Origin of the sequence: Microcoleus sp. MON1_C1 (assembly GCF_036701945.1) — a bacterium.
Lineage (GTDB): Bacteria > Cyanobacteriota > Cyanobacteriia > Cyanobacteriales > Microcoleaceae > Microcoleus.
The window spans coordinates 42,882-65,968 of record NZ_JAUBRO010000040.1 but is presented as its reverse complement, the minus strand read 5'-3'; the positions used below and the strand labels follow the sequence as shown (position 1 = coordinate 65,968).

At 45.5% G+C, this 23,087-nt stretch carries 12 protein-coding genes; 5 read left to right on the top strand and 7 right to left on the bottom strand.

All coding sequences use genetic code 11. The features are described from left to right. Nucleotides 1-215: 215 nt before the first annotated feature. Nucleotides 216-422, bottom strand: a complete 207-nt coding sequence (locus tag QUA62_RS21310; RefSeq protein WP_190662201.1) for a hypothetical protein — start codon at nt 420-422, stop codon at nt 216-218. Nucleotides 423-631: 209 nt separating this feature from the next. Between QUA62_RS21310 and QUA62_RS21305 the strand changes: the two genes are divergently transcribed. Further along, nucleotides 632-1,504, top strand: a complete 873-nt coding sequence (locus QUA62_RS21305; RefSeq protein WP_333406487.1) for an S-methyl-5'-thioadenosine phosphorylase — start codon at nt 632-634, stop codon at nt 1,502-1,504. A 131-nt stretch (nt 1,505-1,635) separates the two neighbouring features. On the opposite strand, the gene QUA62_RS21300 is transcribed toward QUA62_RS21305, so the two are convergent. Beyond that, on the bottom strand, nt 1,636-1,980 hold the full coding sequence (locus QUA62_RS21300; protein ID WP_333406485.1) for a TPR end-of-group domain-containing protein: 345 nt from the start codon (nt 1,978-1,980) through the stop codon (nt 1,636-1,638). Nucleotides 1,981-2,673: 693 nt separating this feature from the next. On the opposite strand from QUA62_RS21300, the gene QUA62_RS21295 reads away from it, so the two are divergent. Then, nucleotides 2,674-4,878 carry a carotenoid oxygenase family protein gene (locus QUA62_RS21295; protein WP_333406483.1) on the top strand — a complete coding sequence of 735 codons (2,205 nt, stop codon included), beginning with the start codon at nt 2,674-2,676 and terminating at the stop codon, nt 4,876-4,878. Between the two features lie 164 nt (nt 4,879-5,042). Continuing rightward, nucleotides 5,043-10,457 (top strand): AAA family ATPase, encoded by a 5,415-nt coding sequence (locus QUA62_RS21290; RefSeq protein WP_333406481.1) that lies wholly within the window; start codon nt 5,043-5,045, stop codon nt 10,455-10,457. A gap of 231 nt (nt 10,458-10,688) precedes the next feature. Here the strand turns inward: QUA62_RS21290 and QUA62_RS21285 are convergent, their stop codons facing one another. Beyond that, nucleotides 10,689-11,912, bottom strand: coding sequence for a tetratricopeptide repeat protein (locus tag QUA62_RS21285; RefSeq protein WP_333406479.1), 1,224 nt, complete (start codon nt 11,910-11,912; stop codon nt 10,689-10,691). Nucleotides 11,913-11,988: 76 nt separating this feature from the next. Between QUA62_RS21285 and QUA62_RS21280 the strand changes: the two genes are divergently transcribed. Beyond that, nucleotides 11,989-12,483 (top strand): WbuC family cupin fold metalloprotein, encoded by a 495-nt coding sequence (locus QUA62_RS21280; RefSeq protein ID WP_190662213.1) that lies wholly within the window; start codon nt 11,989-11,991, stop codon nt 12,481-12,483. Nucleotides 12,484-12,578: 95 nt separating this feature from the next. Here the strand turns inward: QUA62_RS21280 and QUA62_RS21275 are convergent, their stop codons facing one another. The 4 genes from QUA62_RS21275 to QUA62_RS21260 form a co-directional block, all read right to left on the bottom strand. Next, nucleotides 12,579-13,076, bottom strand: coding sequence for a hypothetical protein (locus QUA62_RS21275; RefSeq protein WP_333406477.1), 498 nt, complete (start codon nt 13,074-13,076; stop codon nt 12,579-12,581). A gap of 313 nt (nt 13,077-13,389) precedes the next feature. Beyond that, on the bottom strand, nt 13,390-15,198 hold the full coding sequence (locus QUA62_RS21270) for a PAS domain-containing sensor histidine kinase (protein WP_333406476.1): 1,809 nt from the start codon (nt 15,196-15,198) through the stop codon (nt 13,390-13,392). 20 nt (nt 15,199-15,218) lie between these two features. Further along, nucleotides 15,219-18,308: an MASE1 domain-containing protein gene (locus QUA62_RS21265; protein WP_333406474.1), complete on the bottom strand. Its 3,090-nt coding sequence runs from the start codon at nt 18,306-18,308 to the stop codon at nt 15,219-15,221. 165 nt (nt 18,309-18,473) lie between these two features. After that, nucleotides 18,474-20,105, bottom strand: coding sequence for a serine/threonine-protein kinase (locus QUA62_RS21260; RefSeq protein ID WP_333406472.1), 1,632 nt, complete (start codon nt 20,103-20,105; stop codon nt 18,474-18,476). A gap of 533 nt (nt 20,106-20,638) precedes the next feature. Here QUA62_RS21260 and pheT point away from each other — a divergent pair. Beyond that, entirely contained in the window at nt 20,639-23,083 is a 2,445-nt protein-coding gene (pheT, locus tag QUA62_RS21255; RefSeq protein WP_333406470.1) for a phenylalanine--tRNA ligase subunit beta, read from the top strand. Nucleotides 23,084-23,087 lie beyond the last annotated feature (4 nt).

Below are 23,087 nucleotides of genomic sequence, written 5' to 3'. Positions count from 1 at the left end.
TGCTAAATATAATCTTTTCAATTTTCCTAACTTGAAAAGATTTGATGCCTTTTCACAATTCATATAGGATTGCTATAAATAATATTATTTGTGATGTTGATCCATCGCACGCCGAAAAATAGTAAAACATTGTCCGAACTGGTTTCCCGGAGATACAGACTCAAGCACAAATTTTAAAACAGCTTCTTGAGTCAGCAAGAGATAGTGCTGCGAAGTTATTCTACAACTAAAATCAATCCGTTTCGGATGCCCTGACACACTCGGTTGATGTGAGAGTGGTCTTTTTCGTTAAGACCTTTCTCCGCTAGCATTGCTGACTTCAGCAGCCGTCTGTCAAGGGGGGTAATTTGGCGAAAAGCAAAAATGCGCTCGACGATCGCCTCGATCGAGATTTTGGGGAGGTTAGCAGAGCTGACAGTCATGGTCTTAACACGCTAAAAACAAGTAACAGAACTATGTACCTTTATTTTTAAAGATTTTGTGAAGGTATTTTGTGATTAAGATCACATTTTTTATGTGACAAAATAGTGTATGTCGGGTGACTGCTATCACGAAATCTTCAATTATCTTTACCCCAACTTAACGATGGCCCGATAGAATCACTCTTGTAAAACTCAAGCAGAGGGTAAAAATGGCACAAGCAAAAATCGGAATTATCGGCGGCAGCGGTTTGTATAAAATGGAGGCCCTCAAGGATATTGAAGAGGTGAAAATTGATACACCTTTTGGAGCGCCATCCGATGCCGCAATTGTGGGAACATTGGACGGTACGCCGGTAGCATTTCTGGCTAGACACGGCCGCAACCACACTTTTTTGCCCTCAGAAGTGCCGTATCGCGCAAATATTTATGCAATGAAGAGTTTGGGAGTTGAGTATTTAATCTCAGCGTCGGCGGTTGGTTCTCTGAAAGCTGAGGCGAAACCTTTAGATATGGTAGTGCCCGATCAGTTTATCGATCGTACAAAAAATCGAGTTTCTACCTTTTTTGGAGAAGGAATAGTCGGTCACATCACATTCGGCGATCCGGTTTGCGGCGAATTGGCTAAAGTATTGGCAAGTGCGATCGAATCCTTGAACCTCCCCGACGTTACCCTGCACCGGGGCGGCACCTACGTCTGCATGGAAGGCCCCGCATTTTCCACAAAAGCAGAATCCCACCTTTACCGCAGTTGGGGGGCGACAGTCATCGGAATGACAAATTTGCCGGAAGCAAAATTAGCCAGAGAAGCAGAAATTGCCTACGCAACTTTAGCATTAGTCACAGACTACGACTGCTGGCATGAGGATCACGACAGCGTAACTGTAGAAATGGTAGTTGCAAACTTGCACCGCAATGCAGCAAATGCCCAAAAAGTTATTCAAGAAACAGTCCGTAGACTAACAGAAAATCCCCCCGTTTCCGAGTCGCATTCAGCTTTGAAATATGCAATTCTGACTCGGCTGGATCAAGTGCCGACCGCAACTAAGGAGAAAATGGGTTTGCTCTTGAAAAAGTATTTGTAAAACGAACCGCGAAGATGCAAAGAGCGCGAAGGAAAAACTGCATCTCTTCCTTCGCGTCCTTAGCGTCTTCGCGGTTCATTTAATCTTACGACCTATTCGTTATCCTATAGTTGACGATTATATCTGAAGGATTAATTTATCAACTGCTTGAATGCCTCGTGTTCGCGAATCTTCTCCAAATCAGCTTCAGTTTTTGCCAACTCTTTACACACATTGGGATTGAGATTGAAGGCGCGCTTTAAATTTTCAATTGCTAATTCAATTTTAGCTTGTAGGGCATAACATCGGGCTTTATTATACCAAATTCTGTAAAAATCCGGCCGGATTTTAGCAGCATTGTCGTAGGAAGCGATCGCAGCTTCGTATTTTTGCAATTTGGAGAGTGCAACGCCTCGATTGTTCCAAGCGTCAGTATAATCATTTTTAATTGGTAGGGCTTGATTGTAAGAAATTGCTGCTTGTTCGTACTCCTGCATTTTGGAAAACTAATAACTCAGGCGCTCGAATTAACTCTATTAATTGTTCATATTCCATTCCTAATACCCTTTTTGTGTGCGGGGGATTTTTTTCAAGGTACTCTCGCAGATTACTCATTTCTATTTTTCATAAAAATCAATTTAATTATCTTTTCTTCATTCAGGTTTTTTCTTTTCGAGCGGGCTAATAAAGTCTATCTTTTGTAATTTATTAAATTTTATATTGGGGTGCGGTTTTGGGAGTATCTGAAACACCACTATTACTTCGATATCCAGGTTTTTAAATTATGGTGGCATTTGCACCTACCTGCAAGAGGCCGTCAACACCTACTTTATTTTTTAATTAAAGACCGTGCCTCTTACTTTATTACTGGCATGGCGAGCGGTATTTGCTGTTAATTTGTCAAAGATAAGATATTCAAAAACTATGTCTAAATAATCTTAAATATCCCCGCGCTCGCCTCCAAACTCCGCCGCGGTCGATACTCATAAAAATATTGACACCATCGAAAATATATGGTAAAACAAAGTAGCATTTATCCTTTGAAGTGTGCTGATTTTCGCGACCGCCGCTCCGCAGCGACTAATGGCAGTCAGTTCAGGTGCACAATTATTTCCCCAGAAACGGGCGAGTGCAACTAATTTTCATCCCGCAGTCATCTCAGACTGAAAATATTTAGAAGTAAGAAACCGATGGAAAACGCCACTCAAGAAGCACTAAATCCAACTTTTCCGCGTTCAGTATTATCGGTCAGCCGCGACGAATTTGGCAACAAAGAAGACAACCCCGATGCCAAAGATTTACCGCTGAAGATGAACGTTAAAGAGGGGAAGCTACCGCTAGATTTGCAAGGTCACGTATTCATTGTTGCACCAGTCGGCTCGATAGATTCGCCCGACGCTCAAGGTCATCCGACTAACTCCACAGTTTACCCGTCTTCAGACGGTACAACCCCGCTTTATAACGGCGACGGCATGATTTACCGTCTCGATTTTGACAACTTGCAAGCCGGAGCATTTCTAGCTTCAAGATTGGTAAAACCCCCTTGTTACTATGCAGATGCAGCCGCCGACCAGTGTCCGACATATCACGATTTGAAATTTAAAAATTACGGCATTACCCGCATATCCGGGCCGCTGGGTGTCAGGAACCAGCTCAATACAGCATTTGTGCCATTGAAATTTTCTCAAGATGAGAGCGAACGGTTGTTGGCTACTTGGGATGTAGGCCGCCCTTACGAAATCGATCCGAAAACCCTGGAAACTGTTACCCCAGTCGGCAGCAGTGACGAGTGGAAAGAAGTTACTAAAATTGGCTTGCCTGGAAAGCCGCCAACTCCCTTTAAAATCATACAAACTTCAGCCCATCCCTGCTTTGACCCTTATACACGGGAAATGTTTACGGTCAATATCGGGCGATCGATCTCCAATGTTTTATCGCAATTGATTCCCCTAGCTTATATCTTCAAAGAAATTTTGGATTGGATTATGCACGGGTTCCAAAAAATATTTAATATAAAGAAAAGGAACCTTTTTACCTTACCACAACTAGAGGAAAAGCCCCTATCTGTCAGCAAGAAACTCTCGACGACAGTGAAGAGTTTTTGGAAATTTTTGCGAGGATCAGCCGGAATCTTTACAGATAACTTTGTATATATCTTGCGGTGGGACGGTTCAGGAAGTCTGCAAAAGTGGAAAGTGCAGCACAACGGTTTTTCCATTAAAATTAAGCAAAGTATCCATCAAATGGCAGTGACAGAAGATTATATCCTGCTGCTGGATACAGCGTTCAAAGTTTCTTTAGAAGAACTGCTGCCAACACTTACTAACAAAAACTATCAGCGCTTTGAAAAGTTTTTCAGGAATTTTCTCGATCGCCCGCAATTAAGCGACAACTCTTTCTACATCATCCGCCGCAGCGATCTCAAGCCAGAAAAAAGTAATGTCAGTGCCAAAAAAGTGAATATTCCCGGCGAAGCCGCACACTTTCTTGCAGACTATAAAAACCCTGACGATTTAATTACCCTGCACTTGTCTCACGTTTGTGCGTGGGATGCGGGCGAATATCTTTCCGAGTTTGATTTTGACGACGATAAAACCACTAATTTAGAAGTCAACAATTTGCCGCGTCTTTACGGAGCGATCGCAGGGCCGATGGACATCAGCAAATTTGGATGTCACGTTGTCAACGGCAAAACAGGAAAATTAGTCAAAGAGCATCAAGATGTCATCATGGATGAAAAGTATACTTGGGGGCCGGCTATCTGCACATATCAACAGCACCCGCTGCCCGATCGCCTGCAAGACATCTACTGGATTTGTTTGGGATGTTGGGAAGATCTCAAAACACAACACATGGTTGACTTGTACAAAAATTACAAATACCGAGAATTAAGTTTAAAATTAATAGACGACATTACCAAAAAGGGAAGACCATCTAATTTATTGCGGCTGCACATCGCTCCTCAAGAAAGCCTTAAGGAAGGAGACAATCGCCTGAGTATCGCAGATGTTTATCAATTTCCCGACGGTTACTGGGTAATGTCGCCGCAATTCGTACCGCGCAGCGACAGCGGAATTTCAACAGACGGTTACATCGTCTGCCTCGTTCACTACGGCGACGGCAGCGACGAAACCAACGGCAATGAAGTTTGGATTTTTGATGCTGCTAACTTGAACAGCGGGCCTGTTTGCAAGCTCTGGCATCCTCAATTTAACCTAGCTTTCACCATCCACACAACCTGGGTGCAAAAAGTGGAGAAGCGCACAGCAAGCTACTGCATTGACCCACGGGAAGATTACAATAAAATCGTGCAGCAGCAGTCGCCAGAAATTCAGGATTTATTTAATAAATGGGTGTATACCAAAAAGGAACCAAAGAGAGAAGCTGAGTGCTAATTAAGTTAGTCAAAATCGGAAGCATCCCGATTTTGCAAACAGTCATTTATTATGCAGTGGCAGCGATCGAGCTACCACTGCAGTGATATATGAGCAATTATGACAAGATAAAGTCGCAACTGCTCCACAGAAAGCGCAAAAGCTCAAAACGGACAATTTAAACTATGCTGGGCATTCCTGGATATCAGATTTTCTCCCAAATCTATGAAAGCGCAAATTCCTTCGTTTATCGCGGAATTCGCGATCGCGATTCGCGACGGGACGGCTACGCCGAGCGCCTACCGATCATCCTCAAGCTGCTGAAAGAAGAATTGCCAACGCCAGCACAACTGCTCAGATACCAGCAGGAATACCAAATCAGTCAAACTCTGAATTTTTCAGGCTTTGTTAAAGCTTACAGCTTAGAAAAATATCATAATTCTCTTGCCATCGTCTTCGAGGATGATGGCGCTGAATCTTTAAGTTTATGGCGGCAGCAACATCAAATAACCTTAGCGAAATTTCTCCCCATCGCGATCAAAACTGTCGAGATTTTGGGTCAGATTCACAGCGCTAATATTATCCACAAAGACATTAACCCATCTAATATAATTATCAACCCCAAAACCGGGCAAGTCAAAATTATTGACTTCGGCATTTCGACAGTCTTGTCTATAGAAAATCCTACCCTAAAAAGTCCCAATGTTTTAGAAGGAACTTTAGCTTATATCGCACCCGAACAAACCGGAAGAATGAATCGCGCCATTGATTACCGCGCTGATTTTTATTCCCTGGGCGCTACTTTTTACGAACTGCTAACCAATCAACTGCCTTTTGAAGGTAATGACGCGATTGAATTAGTACACTGTCACATCGCTAAACAACCCATTCCGCCCCAAGAACTCAATCCAGAAATTCCTAAACCTGTTTCAGATATCGTAATGAAGCTGTTAGCAAAAACCGCAGAAGATCGATATCAAAGCGCTTGGGGAATTCAAGCAGATTTAGAGTTATGTCTCACTCAACTGCAAACTCAAGGCAAGATAGAAGACTTTACTATTGGTCAGCACGATATTTCAGATAAGTTTCAAATTCCTCAAAAACTTTACGGCCGAGAAACAGAAATAGAAAGCCTGCGGGCGGCATTTGAGCGAGTTGCCGGTAGCTTGCAGGAAGAAGCAGAAAGTGTAACCTCAGAAACTCAGCCCTCCCCCAACAGCCGACCACATTCCGAAATGATGTTAGTATTCGGATATTCCGGCATTGGCAAATCAGCATTAGTTCAAGAAATTTATAAACCCATTACCCGAAAAAAAGGTTATTTCATCGCCGGGAAATTTGACCAGTTTCAGCGAAATATTCCTTACAGCGCCGTCATTAAAGCCTTTCAAGAATTAGTGCGGGAGTTGCTCGCAGAAACAGAACCTAAACTCGAACAGTGGCGCGAAAAAATATTAACAGCAGTTGGAGTTAACGGTCAAGTCGTTATTGATGTAATTCCCGAATTAGAATTGATAGTTGGCAAGCAGCCAGAATTATCCGAACTTCCTCCCGCTGAATCGCAAAATCGGTTTAATTTAGTCTTGCATAACTTCATCCGCGTATTTTGCAAGCCAGAACATCCCTTAGTCATGTTTCTCGACGATTTGCAGTGGGCCGACTCCGCAAGTTTGCAGATGCTTCAATTGATAATCACTGACCCAGATATGCAATATCTGTTTCTGATTGGGGCTTATCGGGATAACGAAGTCAGTGCAGCCCATCCGCTGATGTTAACAATTAATGAGATTCAGAAAACGGGATGCGTTATTAATTCAATTTCCCTCTTACCTTTAAAGTTAAATGATGTCAATCATTTAATTGCAGATACTCTTAAATGCGATGTCGAAACAGCCCTGCCCTTAGCAGAGTTAGTCCTGCAAAAAACTCAAGGCAATCCCTTTTTTATTAACGAGTTTCTCAAATCACTTTATGCTGAGAAACTGTTGAAATTTGGAGTAACTTCTCCGAAGCTTGGGGGGACAAAGGGAGGCTGGCAGTGGGATTTAGAGCAAATTCAAGCCAAGGGAATTACTGACAATGTAGTCGAACTCATGGCAGGAAAAATTCAAAAACTGTCGCCGGAAACACAGCAACTATTAAAATTGGCTGCTTGCATTGGAAATCAATTTGATGTGAAAACCTTGGCAATTGTTAGTGGAAACTCAGTAAAAGCAACTAACGGGAAACTTTTGGAAGCAGTTAGGGAAACTTTAATTATTCCCGTGGGAAATGATTACAAATTTCTAGAATTAGAGCAAAATTCAGAAGATTTAACTGTTTATTACAAATTTTTGCACGATCGCGTGCAGCAAGCCGCCTATTCTCTAATTCCCGAACCAGAAAAGCAAGTTGTCCGCTACCGAGTCGGACAACTTTTGTTGGAAAATACTGTGCCGGAACAGCGAGAACAGAAAATCTTTGATATCGTCAATCACCTAAACTTTGGCAGCGAATTAATTGCTGCACAGCCGCAGCGCAATGAACTGGCAGCACTAAACCTTTTAGCAGGCAAAAAAGCCAAAGTTTCCGCTGCTTATAAATCAGCACTGGATTACTTCGCGGCGGGCAGGCAATTATTAAGTGCAGACAGTTGGCAAACCCAATACGACTTAACGCTGAATCTCTACGAAGAAGCAGCAGAAGCCGCTTACATCAGTACCGATTTCGAGCAGATGGAGAAATTAGCAACTCCGGTGCTGCAACAAGCGAAAACAGTTTTAGACAAAGTAAAAGTTTATCAAGCAATAATTCTCGCTCAGTTAGCACAAAGCCAGTTCCGGCAAGCAGTAGACACAGCTTTATCAGTGCTCGAACTGTTAGATATACATTTTCCCAAACACCCCAATCCGACAGATATTGAGGCGGCGCTGCAAGCAACTCAGGCAGCGCTAACAGGCAGAGAAATCGAAGATTTAATCGATTTGCCGCCAATGACAGCACCGGACAAATTAGCAGCCATGCAGGTGATATCAAGCACCTTTGCTGCTGCCTATTTTTCCTTTCCCCAAATCCTGCCGCTGTTTGCCTTTAAACAAGTCAATTTATCGATAGAATACGGCAATGCTCCCTATTCTTTGCCAGGTTATGCTAATTGTGGACTGCTTTTGAGCGCGATTTTCAATGACATCGAATCTGGTTACAGATTTGGCGAACTGGCTTTAAATTTGCTGGTAAGAATTAACTCCAACGAAGTCAAAGCAGAAACACTTCACATTGTGAATGGTTTTGTCAAACATTGCAAAGAATCGGTCAGGAAAACTTTAAAACTGTCGCAGGATGCTTGCGCGATCGGCTTGGAAACGGGAGATATAGAATATGCCTGTCACGCGGCCAGTATGTATGCCTTGCACGCATATTTCATCGGCAAAGAATTAACAGAACTTGAACGAGAATTAGCTGCCTACAGCGACATGATGCGCCAACTAAAGCAAGAAGCAGATTTGAATTTTAATGAAATCTATCGGCAGGCAGTTCTAAATTTAATAGATGGCGCCGAAAATCCCTGTAAATTAATCGGTGAAGCTTATAACGAAGACATCCAGTTGCCAATGATGGTGCAAGCCAAAAATCGCAGTGCGGTTTACATTATTTACTTGCAAAAAACCATTCTCTGCTATCTCTTTGGAGAATTTGCTGAAGCTGTAAAATATGCTGATTTAGCAGCAAAAGACTTAGCCGGAGTAGTTGGTTCGCTTCTCGCTCCTCTCTTTTATTTCTACGATTCTCTCGTGCGACTTGCGGTTTACTTTGATGTCAGCCATAGCGATCGCGAACAAATGTTAGAACAAGTAACCGCCAATCTGGATAAACTGAAAGTATTGGCAACTCACGCACCGATGAATTACTTGCAGAAAGTAGAACTAATAGAAGCAGAATTGTGCCGCATTAAAGGGGAAAACTTTGAAGCAATGGACTGGTACGATCGCGCGATCGCCACCGCTGCAGAAAACGAATACATCAACGAAGAAGCCCTCTCCTACGAACTAGCTGCCAAATTTTACTTATCTAAAAATAAGACATTGATTGCCAATACCTACCTGCAAAATGCCCGCTCTTACTATCTCCGCTGGGGTGCAGCCGCCAAAGTTAAAGACTTAGAAAAGCGCTACCCTCAGCTATGGCTGAGACAAACATCAACAGGTACAAACCTTTCTGGCATAACCAGCACATCCCTTCCGCCAACCTCGACAGGCAGCAGCAGCTCGTTTATGCTGGATTTTACCACAGTAATCAAAGCATCGCAAGCAATATCCGGCGAAGTAGTATTAGCATCCTTACTGTCAAACTTAATTAAACTTACCATTGAAAATGCCGGAGCTCAAAAAGGTTTTCTCATCTTGCTAAACAGCAGGGGCCAACTCAGAATTGAAGCTGCCGGAGACGTTGACGGTTCCGTCCAAGTCTTGCAATCTCTTGCTGTTAATAAGAGTCAGAATCTCCCGACATCTATTATCAATTATGTCGCAAGAACTCAGTCAGATGTAGTTTTAAACGATGCCGTCCGCGAAGGAACCTTTACCGCAGAGCCTTATATTGCAATTAATCAACCCAAATCAGTCTTGTGCGCCCCCATCATCAATCAAGGCAAACTCATCGGCATTTTGTATCTAGAAAACAATCTCGCAACTGGCGCTTTTACAGCAGACAGATTAGCAGTATTGAGCATAATTTCTGCCCAAGCTGCTATTTCCCTAGAAAATGCCCAACTTTATCAAACCCTAGAACAAAAAGTAGAAGAACGCACCGCACAATTAGCCCAAGCTAATAGAGAAATATTGCTTTTGAACGAACGGCTAAAAGTAGAAAACCTTCGCATGAGTGCCGAACTAGACGTAACCCGCCGCCTGCAACAAATGATTTTGCCTCAACAGCAGGAATTAGAGTCAATTGCAGGGCTAGAAATTGCTGCATTCATGGAACCGGCTGATGAAGTTGGCGGTGACTACTACGACGTACTAAATCACGGCGGTAAAGCCACAATTGGCATCGGCGACGTGACAGGACACGGTTTAGAAAGCGGCGTGTTAATGATTATGGCGCAAACAGCAATTCGCACTTTGTTGATCCACAATGAAACCGACCCAGTTAAATTATTGCAGACAGTCAACCAAACGCTTTTTGACAACGTAGAGCGCATGAATTGTGGTAAAAGTATGAGCCTTTCTTTGCTGGAATATCGGGGGGACAACATCCTGCGTTTGAGCGGACAGCACGAAGAGGTGATTGTCGTGCGTTCCAGCGGCGAAGTAGAGCGGATTGATACCATGGAGTTAGGCTTTCCCATCGCCTTGGAACCAGATATTGCTGATTTCATTGCTACTACTGAAATACAATTGAATTCGGGGGATGTTGTCGTACTCTATAGTGATGGAATTACCGAAGCTTTTGATATGAAGAAAGATCAATACGGTATCGAGCCCTTGATTGAAGTTGTTGTCCTTAACAGGGAACAGTCAGCAACAGAAATCAAGCAAGCTGTTATTGACGACGTGCGGCGATACATGGGGGAGCAAAAAGTATTTGATGACATTACTTTGGTAGTAATCAAACAGAAGTAAGTAGGTAGGCACAAATAAACCTTGCGGTATAACCGAATGTACAACTGCCAGAACCGAAAGCCAATAGCTTCGTTTCACTCGCTTTTGACTACTTAAAGCAGATTCTATGTTTATGAAGTACCCCCGCCTATCGTTCTATCCCCGTAGGGAAAAGGCGAAAACCTTTGTCCCTACACTTCATAAACCTGGAATAGGCTGTATGTATTTTCCCACTCATCTACTTAGTTCCGCTCAATTAATCAACTGCTTGAATGCCTCATGTTCGCGAATTTTTTCTAAATCAGCTTCACTTTTTGCCAACTCTTTACACACATTCGGATTGAGATTAAGGGCGCGCTTTAAATTTTCAATTGCTAATTCAATTTTACCTTGTAGGGCATAACATCGGGCTTTATTATACCAAATTCTGTAAAAATCCGGCCGGATTTTAGCAGCATTGTCGTAGGAATCAATCGCAGCTTCGTATTTTTGCAATTTGGAGAGTGCAACGCCTCGATTGTTCCAAGCATCAGTATAATCATTTTTAATTTGTAGGGCTTGATTGTAAGAAATTACTGCTTGTTCGTACTCCTGCATTTTGGAAAAAGCAACGCCTCGGTTGTTCCAAGCATCGGCATAATCGGGTTTGGCTTGAATTGCCTGTTCGTAACAGCCGATCGCCTCTTGGTACTTCTGCAACTCCAACAATACCACGCCTCGATTGTTCCAAGCATCGGGATAATTCGGACGAATTGTAGTAGCTTGTTCGTAAGAGGCGATCGCCTCTGGATACCGCTGCATTCTCGTGAGCACTACTCCTCGGTTATTCCAAGTATCGGCTAAATCCGGCTGAATTTGCAGGGCCTGATCGTAAGCTGCGATCGCATCTTGATAACGGTTTTCAAAGAAACAAGCATCTCCCTGTTTAGCATAGTCGCCGGCCGTCAATAACTTTTGGTAATTCCCATAGTTAACCGGAGCAAATTCTTGAATTTGGGCATCGGGGAATAAAAGGTCTGTTTCTGCCTCTGCCGGATGACTTTGCTGTTGAATTTCGCCTAAAATAGTTTCAGCGTCCGAAATTAATAGTTTTAATTGAGAGATTGTATCGTAATGGAGACTTTCAATTTCTTGGCGGGCCATTGTTGTCTGCTTGGACAATTTGCTCAACAGAAACCAAACCCCGACTCCGGCTGCTGTGGGAAACAAAGTTAGGGCAATTATCAGCCCGTTCAGCAGTACCGCCGTGCGCCCGAAAGCAATGTCAACTTCTTCTTGAACTCGATCGCGAATTTCTTCTTTAACTTGCTGCTGTGGGAATTCCTGCTGAATTAACAGTGCCGGCCTCGGTTCAGAGGCAGAAACGCTACTGGCGCAGACTAGAATAGTCGAAAGGGCGATCGGGCTAATACTTTTTCTAAATATACTTGACAAACGCATTGCCTTAGTGATACGCACCTGAGTTGCGATTTCCATGTGTCAAGAGATGCTGATAACGATGATCCCAGACTAGCCCATTTGTTCAAAAACTATTAAATACAGGATATCTGTTGTGCAGTCCCCTCCGATCAAATTGCTGACGCAAGAATTGCTAGACGAAGTTGCCGCTTCCTCCCGCCGCAGTCCCCGACAGCGACAAAACTACAATTTCCACGACGATTTGTCTGAAAAAGTGCAGCGGTTTGTCAACGTGTTGCAACCGGGCACTTACGTCCGCCCTCACCAACACCTGCGCCCGCCTGCAATTAACGGTTTTGAGTTTTTTGCCGTGATTCAAGGAGAAGTCGGTATTGTTATTTTGAACGAAAACGGTCAAATCCTGCGCTCCTTGCGAGTCAGCGCTGCCGGCCCGACTCGCGCTGTCGAACTTCCAGAGGGTACTATTCACACGTTAGTAGCTTTGGCACCGGATACTGTGATTTTGGAGTTCAAGGAAGGGCCTTATGACGTGGCGGCAGATAAAGGCTTTTTGGCAGGTTTTCCTGCTGAGGAAACGGCGGCGGCGCGAGAATTAGTCCTGATTTGGGAAGCGGAATTTAACACTTGACTAAGGACTGATGACTGTTGACTGTTGACTGTTGACTGTTGACTGTTAAAAATCTCAAATCTCAAATCTCAAATCTAAAATCGATGGGCTGATTACTAATTACTGATGAATCTAATTGTCGTCATCCGATTGTATAAATCCGGGGCGGTGCGAATGATTTTTCTCAGGAGCTCATCAGTCACCCAAAAGACGAGGGGAAACGAAAATGCTTTGCTGAATTCGCTGCATAGTAGGTTGGTAGAAACGAGCAATCTATCGATCGCCTCCACTGATTCCAAACCGAGGAGCATTAAAGCTGGAGGCTTTTCGCCGTCTATTTCTGCTGCAATTGTCGTGTAGAGAGTTGTCGCCGATTCGGACAAAAACAGTTGCTGCGGTTTCACGGGACAATTTACTTGCAGCCGATCGACTATTTGCTGCCGCAAAGTTAGCGAGTTGCAGTTGACTAAAACGAAAGAAAAGTAACCTTGGGAAAGACGGAGCGCCCGCATTAAAGTTGAGAACGACCGCTCGTTATATTTAGCTGAGTCGTACTTAGCTGCATTGTCTTTAGCTGTATTTTCTGAGCCTTGCTCGATAAACATAAATTGCATATTTTTTATCTAGTTTTAGAGATTTTCTAGATTAAATGATGTTTCTAAAGAAAATGTGAAGATCGAAACTTTATTTTTCCTTTAAAAACTTTGGGGAACTATACCACGGTTTTAAATTAATATCAATAGTCCGATCGAAATAGTCCGCTCGACAGACTTGGCTTGAACCACACAAAAAGCACCTGCGACGCACAACAAAAGTATAGCCGCAGGCAGAAGGAAGAAGCATATTTCGCAAGGGTTTCAGCAATTAATAACGTTCTAAATATCTGGCACGATTGCTAGATAAAATGTAATTAAAAATACAAAAAAATTACCGAAAATTCTCAGCCAGCGGCAAAGTAAACCAAAAACTTGCCCCAGCACCGGGAGTGCTAATTACCCCAATTTGGCCGCCGTGAGCACCAATAATTTGCCGACAAAGATATAGACCCAAACCCAAACCGACGGAGTGTCGCGATCGATCGCCCCTAACGTAAAGGTCAAAAAGATGTTCGCACTGTTCCGGCAATATTCCCGCCCCGTCATCTTCCACAGTACAGTAAATCATCCTACTTCCGGGATTGGGGATTGGGGATTGGGGATTGGTAATGGGGGATTGTGGATTGGTAATCGGTAATTTGTGGATGTCTTGTTTTGCTGTGCTTTGATTTATAATTAATTTCCCCGCCTTGATTACTTGAGCCGAAACTGTTAAATTTAGTCCCGGCAGATTGTGTTTCAAAGCATTAGCAATTAAATTAGAGAATACACGCCACAACTGAGTTTTGTCAGCATTCACGGCTGGCAAATTATCCGGCACCAAATTTTTAAAAGTAGCTTTACCCTCATTCATTAAAGGCTCCAAATCTGTCGCAGCAGCTTCAACTACCGCCCTCAAATCAACGGCATCGCAGTGCAGAACCAAACCGCGCAATTCCCCGGCGTGAACTTCCAACAGCGAATTTATCAAGCGCAATTGCTGCTCGCTACCTTGAATCATTCGCTCCAAAACAGAACGGGGAATTGCGATCGAATCCCCAGGTTTCGTCTGCCAATTTTTCAGCACCATTAACATTCCCGCCACCGGGTTTCGCAAGTCGTGAGAAAGAGCGTGGATAAACAGCCGCAGCGATTCTTGTGCCTGTTTTCGCTGCGTGATATCCTCAATTAAACCCTCATAATAAAGCACGGCGCCGCTGCTGTCGCGTACCGCCCGCGCCTTCTCAGAAATCCAGACAATACTGCCGTCTGAGCGGTAAATTTTAGATTCAAAATCCGATACTGTGCCGCTTTTCTCGATCGCTCGCAAAAACTCATTTCTGCGAGCCGGATCGACATACAACTGTCGCTCGATATCAGTAAACTTTGCCGTCACTTCTTCGGGAGAATCGCAGCCGTAAATCCGCGCTAAAGCTGGGTTCGCAGTAATGTAGCGGCCGTCGGGAGTGCTTTGAAAAATTCCCTCGCCGGCATTCTCAAAAATGCTGCGGTACTTCGCTTCTGCCACCTCCAACTGCTGGTAAGCAGATTCCAACTCACGCCTGGTACTAAACTCTTTCCGTTGCAGACATTCGTACCAATAAACCGACAAATCGCAAATCAAACAAAACCAAAACAAATATAAGTAAAACCCGGTCAACTTAAAAGGAGTATACTTAGCAAAACTTAGATTTAAAACCAAATTTATGCCGACGTGGCAACACAAAACGCCGAGTTGAGAAATCAAATGGAGGCGCCAGCGGACGGGCATCAGCGTAGCTTGGATCAGAAACGCTAAACTCCAGGTAAAAATTGGTAATTCCCCGGCTTGTGCGACAGCTAACCCAAGCTGTACAATCACCGTCAGCGACCACGAAAACCCCAAAAATAGCAAACCGGGATAGCGCTGTCCGAAGGAGGTTTTTTGCAACACAAAACAGGTCAACAAACCCAATTCTACAGCAGCGCTCGTGTACAAATAAACACTTTTAAACTCCTGGCGAGCGAAGAATCTTTCGCCCAGAAAATAAACAGTTATTGTGAAGGCAAAAAAGATGGCAATTCCCACAGCAGGGCGCAGCCGATCTCGGAGGAAGCGATCGCGCCACACCTCATAAACCGTTAACCCCTGAACTGATTTTGCGTTGCCCAAATAGCTCATACCATTTTAGATTTTAAATTTTAGACTGGCAAAGAGCGATCGTCCGAGTTGACAGCAGGTAGCGAAAACCAGAAAGTCGATCCACCTCCGGGAGTGCTTTCGACGCCGATTTCGCCGCCGTGAGCTTTGATAATTTGCTTGGAGAGGTACAAGCCCAAACCCAGCCCTGTTAATTGTCGGCTATTAGGGTCGTGAACGTAAAGTTCAAATAGAGATTCCCGCTGTTTGGCGCTGATTCCCACTCCATTATCTGTTACAGTACAGCGAACCATTTTTACGGTGACTCCGGGCAATTTGCTGCCGATATTGCCAATTTGCCCCTGATAGCGAGGCATTTTGCCACTGCCGTCGAGGTTAAATTTGGTCAGGGTTTCCTGATTTTTCTGGGTGGTCTCGCCTATCCTAGGACGATCGCCCCCAGAAGATATCCGGTTAGCGATACAACCGGCGAGCTGAGTATTTTGAGATGTTAAAACCTGTGAATTTCCTTCAAAACTTAGCGTTTTTTCAACTTCTATTACTTCGGCTTTAAAAGCGATATTGACTCCCGGATGATTGTGTTTGATAGCATTAGTCAACAGATTTTCCAACACTCGCTGCAAGTGTTTGCTGTCGCCATAGACTCTCGGCAAATCCGTCGGTATTTCCTGAGTCAAAGTTGCTTGGTTTTTGGCCAGTATCGGTTCTAAATCGCCAACAATTTCTGAAGTTAAAGACTTTAAGTGCAGCGGTACAGTATTGAGAACAATACCTTTGACCTCGCTAGCGTGAGCGTCGAGCAGGGCATTAACCATAGTCAATTGGTGTTCGCTGGCTTGAACGATCCGCTCCAAAATCGATCGAGAAACCGGAACATCTTGTAGAGAATCAGAGGCCGATTTGTTTAGCAAATTTTTCAGCAGTATTAACATTCCCATAACTGGAGTGCGGAGATTGTGAGAAACTGCGTGCAAAAATAGGTCTTTGAGGCGGTTGCTTTCTTGCAGTTCGTGCATTTTTTGCTGTAGTTGGCGGGTGCGTTCCTCCACTTGAGATTCCAAGTTGGCATTGAGAGCTTTTACCTGCTGCAAAAGTTGGGCTTGCTGGAGAGCGATCGCCACTTGGGTAGCGAGTTTTTCTAACAAATCAATTTCAAATTCCTGCCACTGGCGGGACCCGGAGCACTGGTTGACGGCCAAGATCCCGAACAATTCATCCCCCAGGACGATCGGCACATTTAACGTCGCTCTAATTTGATAGTCGCTGTATATTTGGGCAACTGCACTGCTGAGTTGAACGCTAGCAGTATCGGAGATAGATCGGACACGGTTGGTGGCATAAAACGTTCTCAAGTTTTCGAGCTGATTCTCATCAGCGAGCACCCACCCGAGAATAGAACGGCATTGGCTTCCCACAGACTCAGCCACAACCTTACCGTACACCGGGCTAGGAAGATGTACCCCGTGCGCGTCAACAATACCGATGAAAGCGCGGTCTGCCTTGAAAAATTGCCGGACTTCGGCAACAGTAGTGTTGAGAATTTCTTCGAGGTCGAGGGAGTTGCGAATTCGCAGGGCGATTTCTGAGAGCAAGCGATCGCGATCGGAGGACGCCCGCAAAGCGGTTTCCGCGCGGTGGCGTTCGGTAACGTCTTGGACTGTGGCGGCGATCGCCCCTGACTGAATGGCCGACTGTTCGCAGACAGTGCGTTCGGAGCCGTCTGCCAGCACAATTCGGTAGTTAATGCAATAAGGTTTGTGCTCAAACATAGCTTGGCGCTGCGATCGCGCCACCAATTTTCGGTCTTCTGGATGTACGGCCTGCAAAAAAACTTCTGGTGTCGGTTTGACAGTTCCCGGAGCAAAACCCAAGAGGCGGTAAAGTTCGTCCGACCACCGCAATTCGCTGTTGGGTGTACAGTGTTCTGACGATTCCTGAAAGTTCTCAGTTGCTGCGACGGCGGTGCAATTTAAATCCCAATTGCCCAACTGAGCGATGCGCTGAGCGTTCGCCAGACTAGCTTCGCGCGATCGCAGCGCCGCCGCCGTGCGGCGCACCTCAAAAAGCGCTTGCTGGCGTTCTGCTACGGCGGCCGCCAACATCAGAGCCACAAGGGCGATCGTACCGGTAAAAGCTTGTAAAAATAACACCGCTTGTTTGAGATTATCGCTTTTGGCGAAAAACGGGCCGCCTCCCTGGACTGCTCCCAAAATCGCGATGTAAGACACGATCGAATAAGCAAAAATCGCTCCCGGCGGTTGAAACCGCAGGGCGGCCCAAACTATCAGAGGAAAAGGCAGATACTCCAGCGGATACTGAGCGATCGCCGCCTGTGTTTTCGAGCAAAAAAACAACCAGCTAACGCTCAGCAACAGAGTCAGCCAGAGCGTTATTTCTGAATAATTAATAATTAAAAATATAAGATTATAACGGTTTTCAGTTGCAGTAAAGGTGTGTTTGCGATTAGAAATTCTTACTGGAAAATTAGTAATTGATAATTGATTATTTTGTCTTTTAAAAAGTGCGATAAAACTTGAAATAATGGGGGAGTTTAATGGAAATTTAAAACTATTAACGGCGTGGTTTAAAGTCAGCAGCACTGGCGTCACGAGCAAAATTCCCATGCCGTCTCCGAGCCACGTAGTCCACCAGTTGCGAGAGAAATTGCTCCACTGAGCCCAACCAAAAATGCACGTTCCCAAGTTGCCGAGGATAGAGCCGAGGAAAGTAGACCCGATGACAGCGCCCGCCACTAAAGCCAGAACATCTCGCAATCGATCGAGTTTGGTAGAAAATCCGCTCTCCCTCAGCAAAGCCTCTCCAGCCAGCGCTTGCAGGGTGACGCTAAAGGCCGATGTGACAATTACAGCCGACGGTATACCGCCGGTAGAGTTTAACAGCACCGAACCGAGGACAATTCCCGGCCACATCCGTCGTCCTTGCAGTAGCAGTGCCGCTAGAGCAATACCGGCGGGCGGCCACACGGGGGAGGGTTCGGCTTTCACCAGTCCCAGCATCGACACTGCGAGTTTTCCGGTAACAAAGTAGGCAAGGGCCAGGATGCCGGTGTACAGAAGCATTCGAGTGCGGGGGTTGAGCAGTTTCATGTTGAGTGCGATCGAATCCTCCATTCCTAGTTTTTAATTTAGGCGGCATTGGGGCGATCGAACTTCCTCCTGACGACTCACCTGACTGGGGGAGTGGGGAGTGGGGAGAGTGGACGACTGGGAGAGTGGGAGAGTAGGAGCATTTTTTCTTCTTCCTTCTTCCTTCTTCCTTCTTCCTTCTTCCTTCTATTAAAATCCAAAACTCCGCTTGCCATCCGGCTTAACAGTAAGCCAATTGGTCTTTGCCATTGCCAGTTGTTCCTCAGAAACTGTAGCGTTCGTAAGATTTGCCCCGCACAAATTTGCTCCCCGCAAATTCGCCTTAGTCAAATAAGCCCCCGTCAAGTCAGCACCTCGGAAATCCGCGCCTTCAAAATTGGCAGTGCTGCAATAAGCCTCAGTCAAGTTAGCATCTCGCAAATTCGCCTGAATTAACCTCGCGTGACCCAAATTTGCCCCCGACAAATCCGCTGCTTGCAAATTTGTCTTCACCAACCTAGCCTGATAAAAATTCCCCCCCGCTAACTGGGCTTTTTGCAGTTGCAGGCCAGACAGTTCGCAGTCAGCAAAATCGCGCTTGCCTTTAAAATATGCTGCTCGCACGCTGTTGGTGTCCCACTTAGGAGCAACTTTCGATACCTTTGACGCTGCTAAATTGTCGCTAGAAGGTCCAACGGTTCCGAAAGTTCTGCCGGACTCAGCCAGACTTCGGGAAACTCTCGGCTGCATCCCCGTGTTCCCGGATTGCGTGAAGGAAGTTCTACCAATGCGGCTTTGATTCGATCGTACATCTGGATTGATTTTGCTCTGAGGCGGTGACCACGAAGAACCCTCGTCATTAAATATTGTCGGTTCTTCAACTGTACGAGAAGAGCCGTTGAATTGAGTTGCCAAGCCATCCATAAGACTTGGGTCTTCAAATTGGCCCGAGAGAGCTCTGAGGACATCTGCTGCGGATTGGAAGCGGTGCCCAACCATCGGCTTCAGCATTTTTTCGAGAATCCGCGCAAAATTTGCACTCACCTGAACGTGGGGCTGCCAAACAATTTCGCCGGTTACTCCATCAAAATCTAAATCCTTGGGCGATTTTCCTGTCAGCAAGTACAAGCAAGTCATGCCCACCGCGTAGATGTCGCTGGCAAATATCGGCCGCAGCGCCATTTGTTCCGGGGGGGCAAAACTAAATGTGCCAACTGAAAATTTCGTGTTGGCGCTTTGGTCGGCGGGGTCTAATAATATTGTTTGGCTCACTTGGTCTTTTACCGCTCCGAAGTCAATCAGAACTAAGTGGCCGTCTTGAACTCGGCGAATAATATTTGCGGGTTTGATGTCTCGGTGAATTACTCCTTGGCTGTGGATATATTGCACTACTGGCAGAATTTCTAATAGAAAATTTTTAACGTCGGATTCGTTGAAACGGCCTGAGTGCTTGACTTCTTGTTTCAAAGTCGAGCCTTTAACATACTCTTGAACTAAGTAAAATTGCTGTTCCGTTTCAAAATAGTCTAGCAGCCTCGGTACTTGCGGGTGGTCGCCCAGTTGGCCGAGGGTTTTTGCCTCTCGCTTGAATAATTCCCGCGCCATTTCTAAAACTCGCGGCGACGAACTACTGGGTCGCAGTTGCTTGACTACACAACTCGGTTGACCTGGCAATGAGATGTCTTTTGCCAGAAATGTAGCTCCAAAACCTCCTTGGCCTAACGGTTCAATGACTCGGTAGCGAGCGCGCAGCAATAACCGCGCACCGCACGTCTGACACTGGAGAATAGAGTCAGCAGGGTTTTGAGGATGGGGACAGCCCGGATTTACGCAGTAGCTCATATTGATTGAGTTTGCCTATGTTGTTCTGATCTTGTCAGCGTCGCTCGACTGCACAAATTGCCTGTTCCTGCTTCTGGTAGAAATACTAATCTATCAGTTGTCGGCTGGCCGTGCCTTCGATGGCGAATTGGAATTGCACCTAAGTCTTTTATGCCGATATCTTTTCCCTATTTTGATTATCTCGCTGGTCTGAGTTTTTTCGGTTGATTATCCTTGAAGATAGTTTAAAGACTTGCTAAAGTTGTCCTTTTTTGTGTAAAGTCTTTCTAAACTTAGATGCTTTTTACATTTTTAGATGTCTCTAGCATACCTCATTCTCTGAAGGAGAATGCTACTCATCCCCCAGTAGACATCGACCTTTGGGCATATTCCTCCTTTTTGCTGATGTGTACCATAAGAGTATTGACAGAATTGAATTACTATGCTATGAAAAGCTTTCCCGAATAAATTCTGGGACTCAAAAGTCGTAGCCTGTCGGCGCCGACTTTTGACTAATAACTACCGAGCACTGACAACTAACTACTGACTAAATTATGCGTATATCTCTAAAGTGGCTCCGGGAATTAGTGGATGTGGCGATATCCCCGGAAGAATTAGCCGAAACCCTGACAATGGCTGGGTTTGAAGTGGAAGAAATCGAAGACCGCCGCCCGTGGGCAAGCGGCGTAGTTTTGGGCAAAATAATCGCCTGCGAACAGCATCCGAATGCAGACAAATTGAGAGTTTGTCAAGTGGATGTGGGTTCCTCAGAAGCTTTGAATATTGTTTGCGGCGCACCGAACGCTAGGGCAGACATTTACGTGCCTGTCGCTGTTGTCGGCACTTATTTATCGACTATTGATTTAAAGATTAAACCGGCTAAATTGCGCGGCGTTCCTTCCGAAGGAATGATTTGCTCTCTGGCGGAATTGGGACTGGCGAAAGAATCAGCCGGGATTCACATTTTTGAGTTAGAAAATCCCGAATTGGGCAGCGATATTCGCCCGCTTTTGGGTTTAGATGACGTAATTTTAGATTTGACAGCAACTGCCAACCGTGCTGACGCTTTGAGCATGGTGGGTGTAGCGCGAGAAGTGGCGGCGCTGACTGGGGCGAGTTTGAGAATTCCCGCAGCGAATGATGTGGCGATTGAGGGCAAAGAAAGTCCTGGTTTGGCAGTAGAAATATCAGAACCGCAAGGCTGCCCGATTTACATCGGCACGGCAATTGAAGGTGTGAAAATTGGTGCTTCTCCAGCTTGGTTGCAGCAGCGGTTGCAGGCGGCGGGAGTGCGGCCGATTAATAATGTGGTGGACGTAACTAATTACATTTTATTGGAATGGGGACAACCGCTGCACGCTTTCGATCGCGATCGCCTGCAATCTTTCACCGGTACTCAAGATATCAGCATCGGCGTCCGCTTTGCTTCATCAGGGGAATCCTTCAAAACTTTGGACGGGCAAAACCGCAATTTGCAAGCTCAAAATCTGTTAATTACTGCTAGCGACAAACCTGTAGCTTTGGCTGGGGTAATGGGCGGCGAAGATACGGAAGTTCACGAAGGCACGCAAAATTTAGTGTTGGAAGCGGCGATTTTTGACCAGGCAACGATTCGCCGTTCTGCGCGCGCTCAAGGCCTGCGGAGCGAAGCATCGATCCGCTACGAACGGGGGGTGAATCAGGCCGCCTTGGCGACGGCTTGCAACCGCGCTGTCGCCCTAATTTTGGAGTTGGCTGGAGGCACTGCGACGGTGCAGAAAACGGCGAGTTCGGGGGAGGATTTGAGTTTTTCGCGATCGCTCGAATTGCGTTTAGACCGAGTAAATCGGGTTTTAGGGCAGTTGAAAAGAGGAGAAACCGGCGGTTCTAAATATCTGGAACCGGAAGAGGTAAAAAATATTCTCACAGCTTTGGGATGCGAAGTTGTTCCGACGGAAAAAGAGCGGGTTTGGAATGTGACTGTGCCGCCTTACCGCTACCGGGATTTAGAAAGGGAAATTGATTTAATTGAAGAAGTTGCCAGACTCCACGGTTATGACAATTTCTGCGATACTTTGCCCAGCAAAACGGAACCCGGTTATTTGTCACCGGAATATGCCGCAATTCGGAATGTGCGATCGGCTTTTCGGGCGGCCGGTTTGACCGAGTTGATGCACTATTCTTTGGTGAAAACTGAGGGAGACAATCAGGTTGTACTGGCGAATCCCCTGTTTGTGGAGTATTCGGCTTTGCGGACAGAAATGCTGTCGGGTTTGATTGATGCTTTCCAGTACAATTTGGAACAGGGAAATGGGGCACTAAACGGTTTTGAAGTCGGCCGCATTTTCTGGAAAGATGGGGATGCAATGAAGGAAGCCGATGCAGTTGCGGGGATTATTGGCGGCGATCCGACTGTGTGGAAATGGCAGCAGGGAGGGCGCGATCGACCTTTGACTTGGTTTGAGGCAAAAGGTATCTTGGAAAGCGCGTTTCAAGAGTTGGGTTTGTCAGTAGAATATCAAAGCGATTCCTCGAATACACGCTTGCATCCGGGCCGCACCGCTGCGTTATCGTTAAACGGAAAACATTTAGGAGTTTTCGGACAGTTGCACCCGCAATTGCAGCAACAAAAGGATTTGCCTGAGCAGGTTTACGTGTTTCAATTAGATTTAGCGGTGCTGTTAAGTCAATTAGGGCGATCGAACAACTTAACTCGCAAATTCGCTGGTTATTCGAGTTTCCCCGCTTCCGACAGAGACATTGCTTTTTTCGCACCGGTGGAAGTTCCGGTTGTAGAGATGCAGAGTGCGATGAAAAAGGCGGCGGGTAGTTTGCTGGATTCGGTGGAACTGTTTGACGAATATCGAGGCGACAACGTGCCGGCGGGACAGCGGAGTTTGGCTTTTCGGTTAATTTACCGCGCGGGCGATCGAACTTTGAGCGAAACCGATGTCGAACCGGCACAGCAAAAAGTTCGCGATGTTTTAGTTGAAAAATTCGGCGTTAGTTTGAGAAGCTAATTGT

Bases quoted from the DNA above. Each gene is read 5' to 3' on its own strand.
- QUA62_RS21310 (WP_190662201.1), bottom strand. From the start codon at position 422: ATGACTGTCAGCTCTGCTAACCTCCCCAAAATCTCGATCGAGGCGATC.
- QUA62_RS21305 (WP_333406487.1), top strand. From the start codon at position 632: ATGGCACAAGCAAAAATCGGAATTATCGGCGGCAGCGGTTTGTATAAA.
- QUA62_RS21300 (WP_333406485.1), bottom strand. From the start codon at position 1,980: ATGCAGGAGTACGAACAAGCAGCAATTTCTTACAATCAAGCCCTACCA.
- QUA62_RS21295 (WP_333406483.1), top strand. From the start codon at position 2,674: ATGGAAAACGCCACTCAAGAAGCACTAAATCCAACTTTTCCGCGTTCA.
- QUA62_RS21290 (WP_333406481.1), top strand. From the start codon at position 5,043: ATGCTGGGCATTCCTGGATATCAGATTTTCTCCCAAATCTATGAAAGC.
- QUA62_RS21285 (WP_333406479.1), bottom strand. From the start codon at position 11,912: ATGGAAATCGCAACTCAGGTGCGTATCACTAAGGCAATGCGTTTGTCA.
- QUA62_RS21275 (WP_333406477.1), bottom strand. From the start codon at position 13,076: ATGCAATTTATGTTTATCGAGCAAGGCTCAGAAAATACAGCTAAAGAC.
- QUA62_RS21270 (WP_333406476.1), bottom strand. From the start codon at position 15,198: ATGAGCTATTTGGGCAACGCAAAATCAGTTCAGGGGTTAACGGTTTAT.
- QUA62_RS21265 (WP_333406474.1), bottom strand. From the start codon at position 18,308: ATGGAGGATTCGATCGCACTCAACATGAAACTGCTCAACCCCCGCACT.
- QUA62_RS21260 (WP_333406472.1), bottom strand. From the start codon at position 20,105: ATGAGCTACTGCGTAAATCCGGGCTGTCCCCATCCTCAAAACCCTGCT.
- pheT (WP_333406470.1), top strand. From the start codon at position 20,639: ATGCGTATATCTCTAAAGTGGCTCCGGGAATTAGTGGATGTGGCGATA.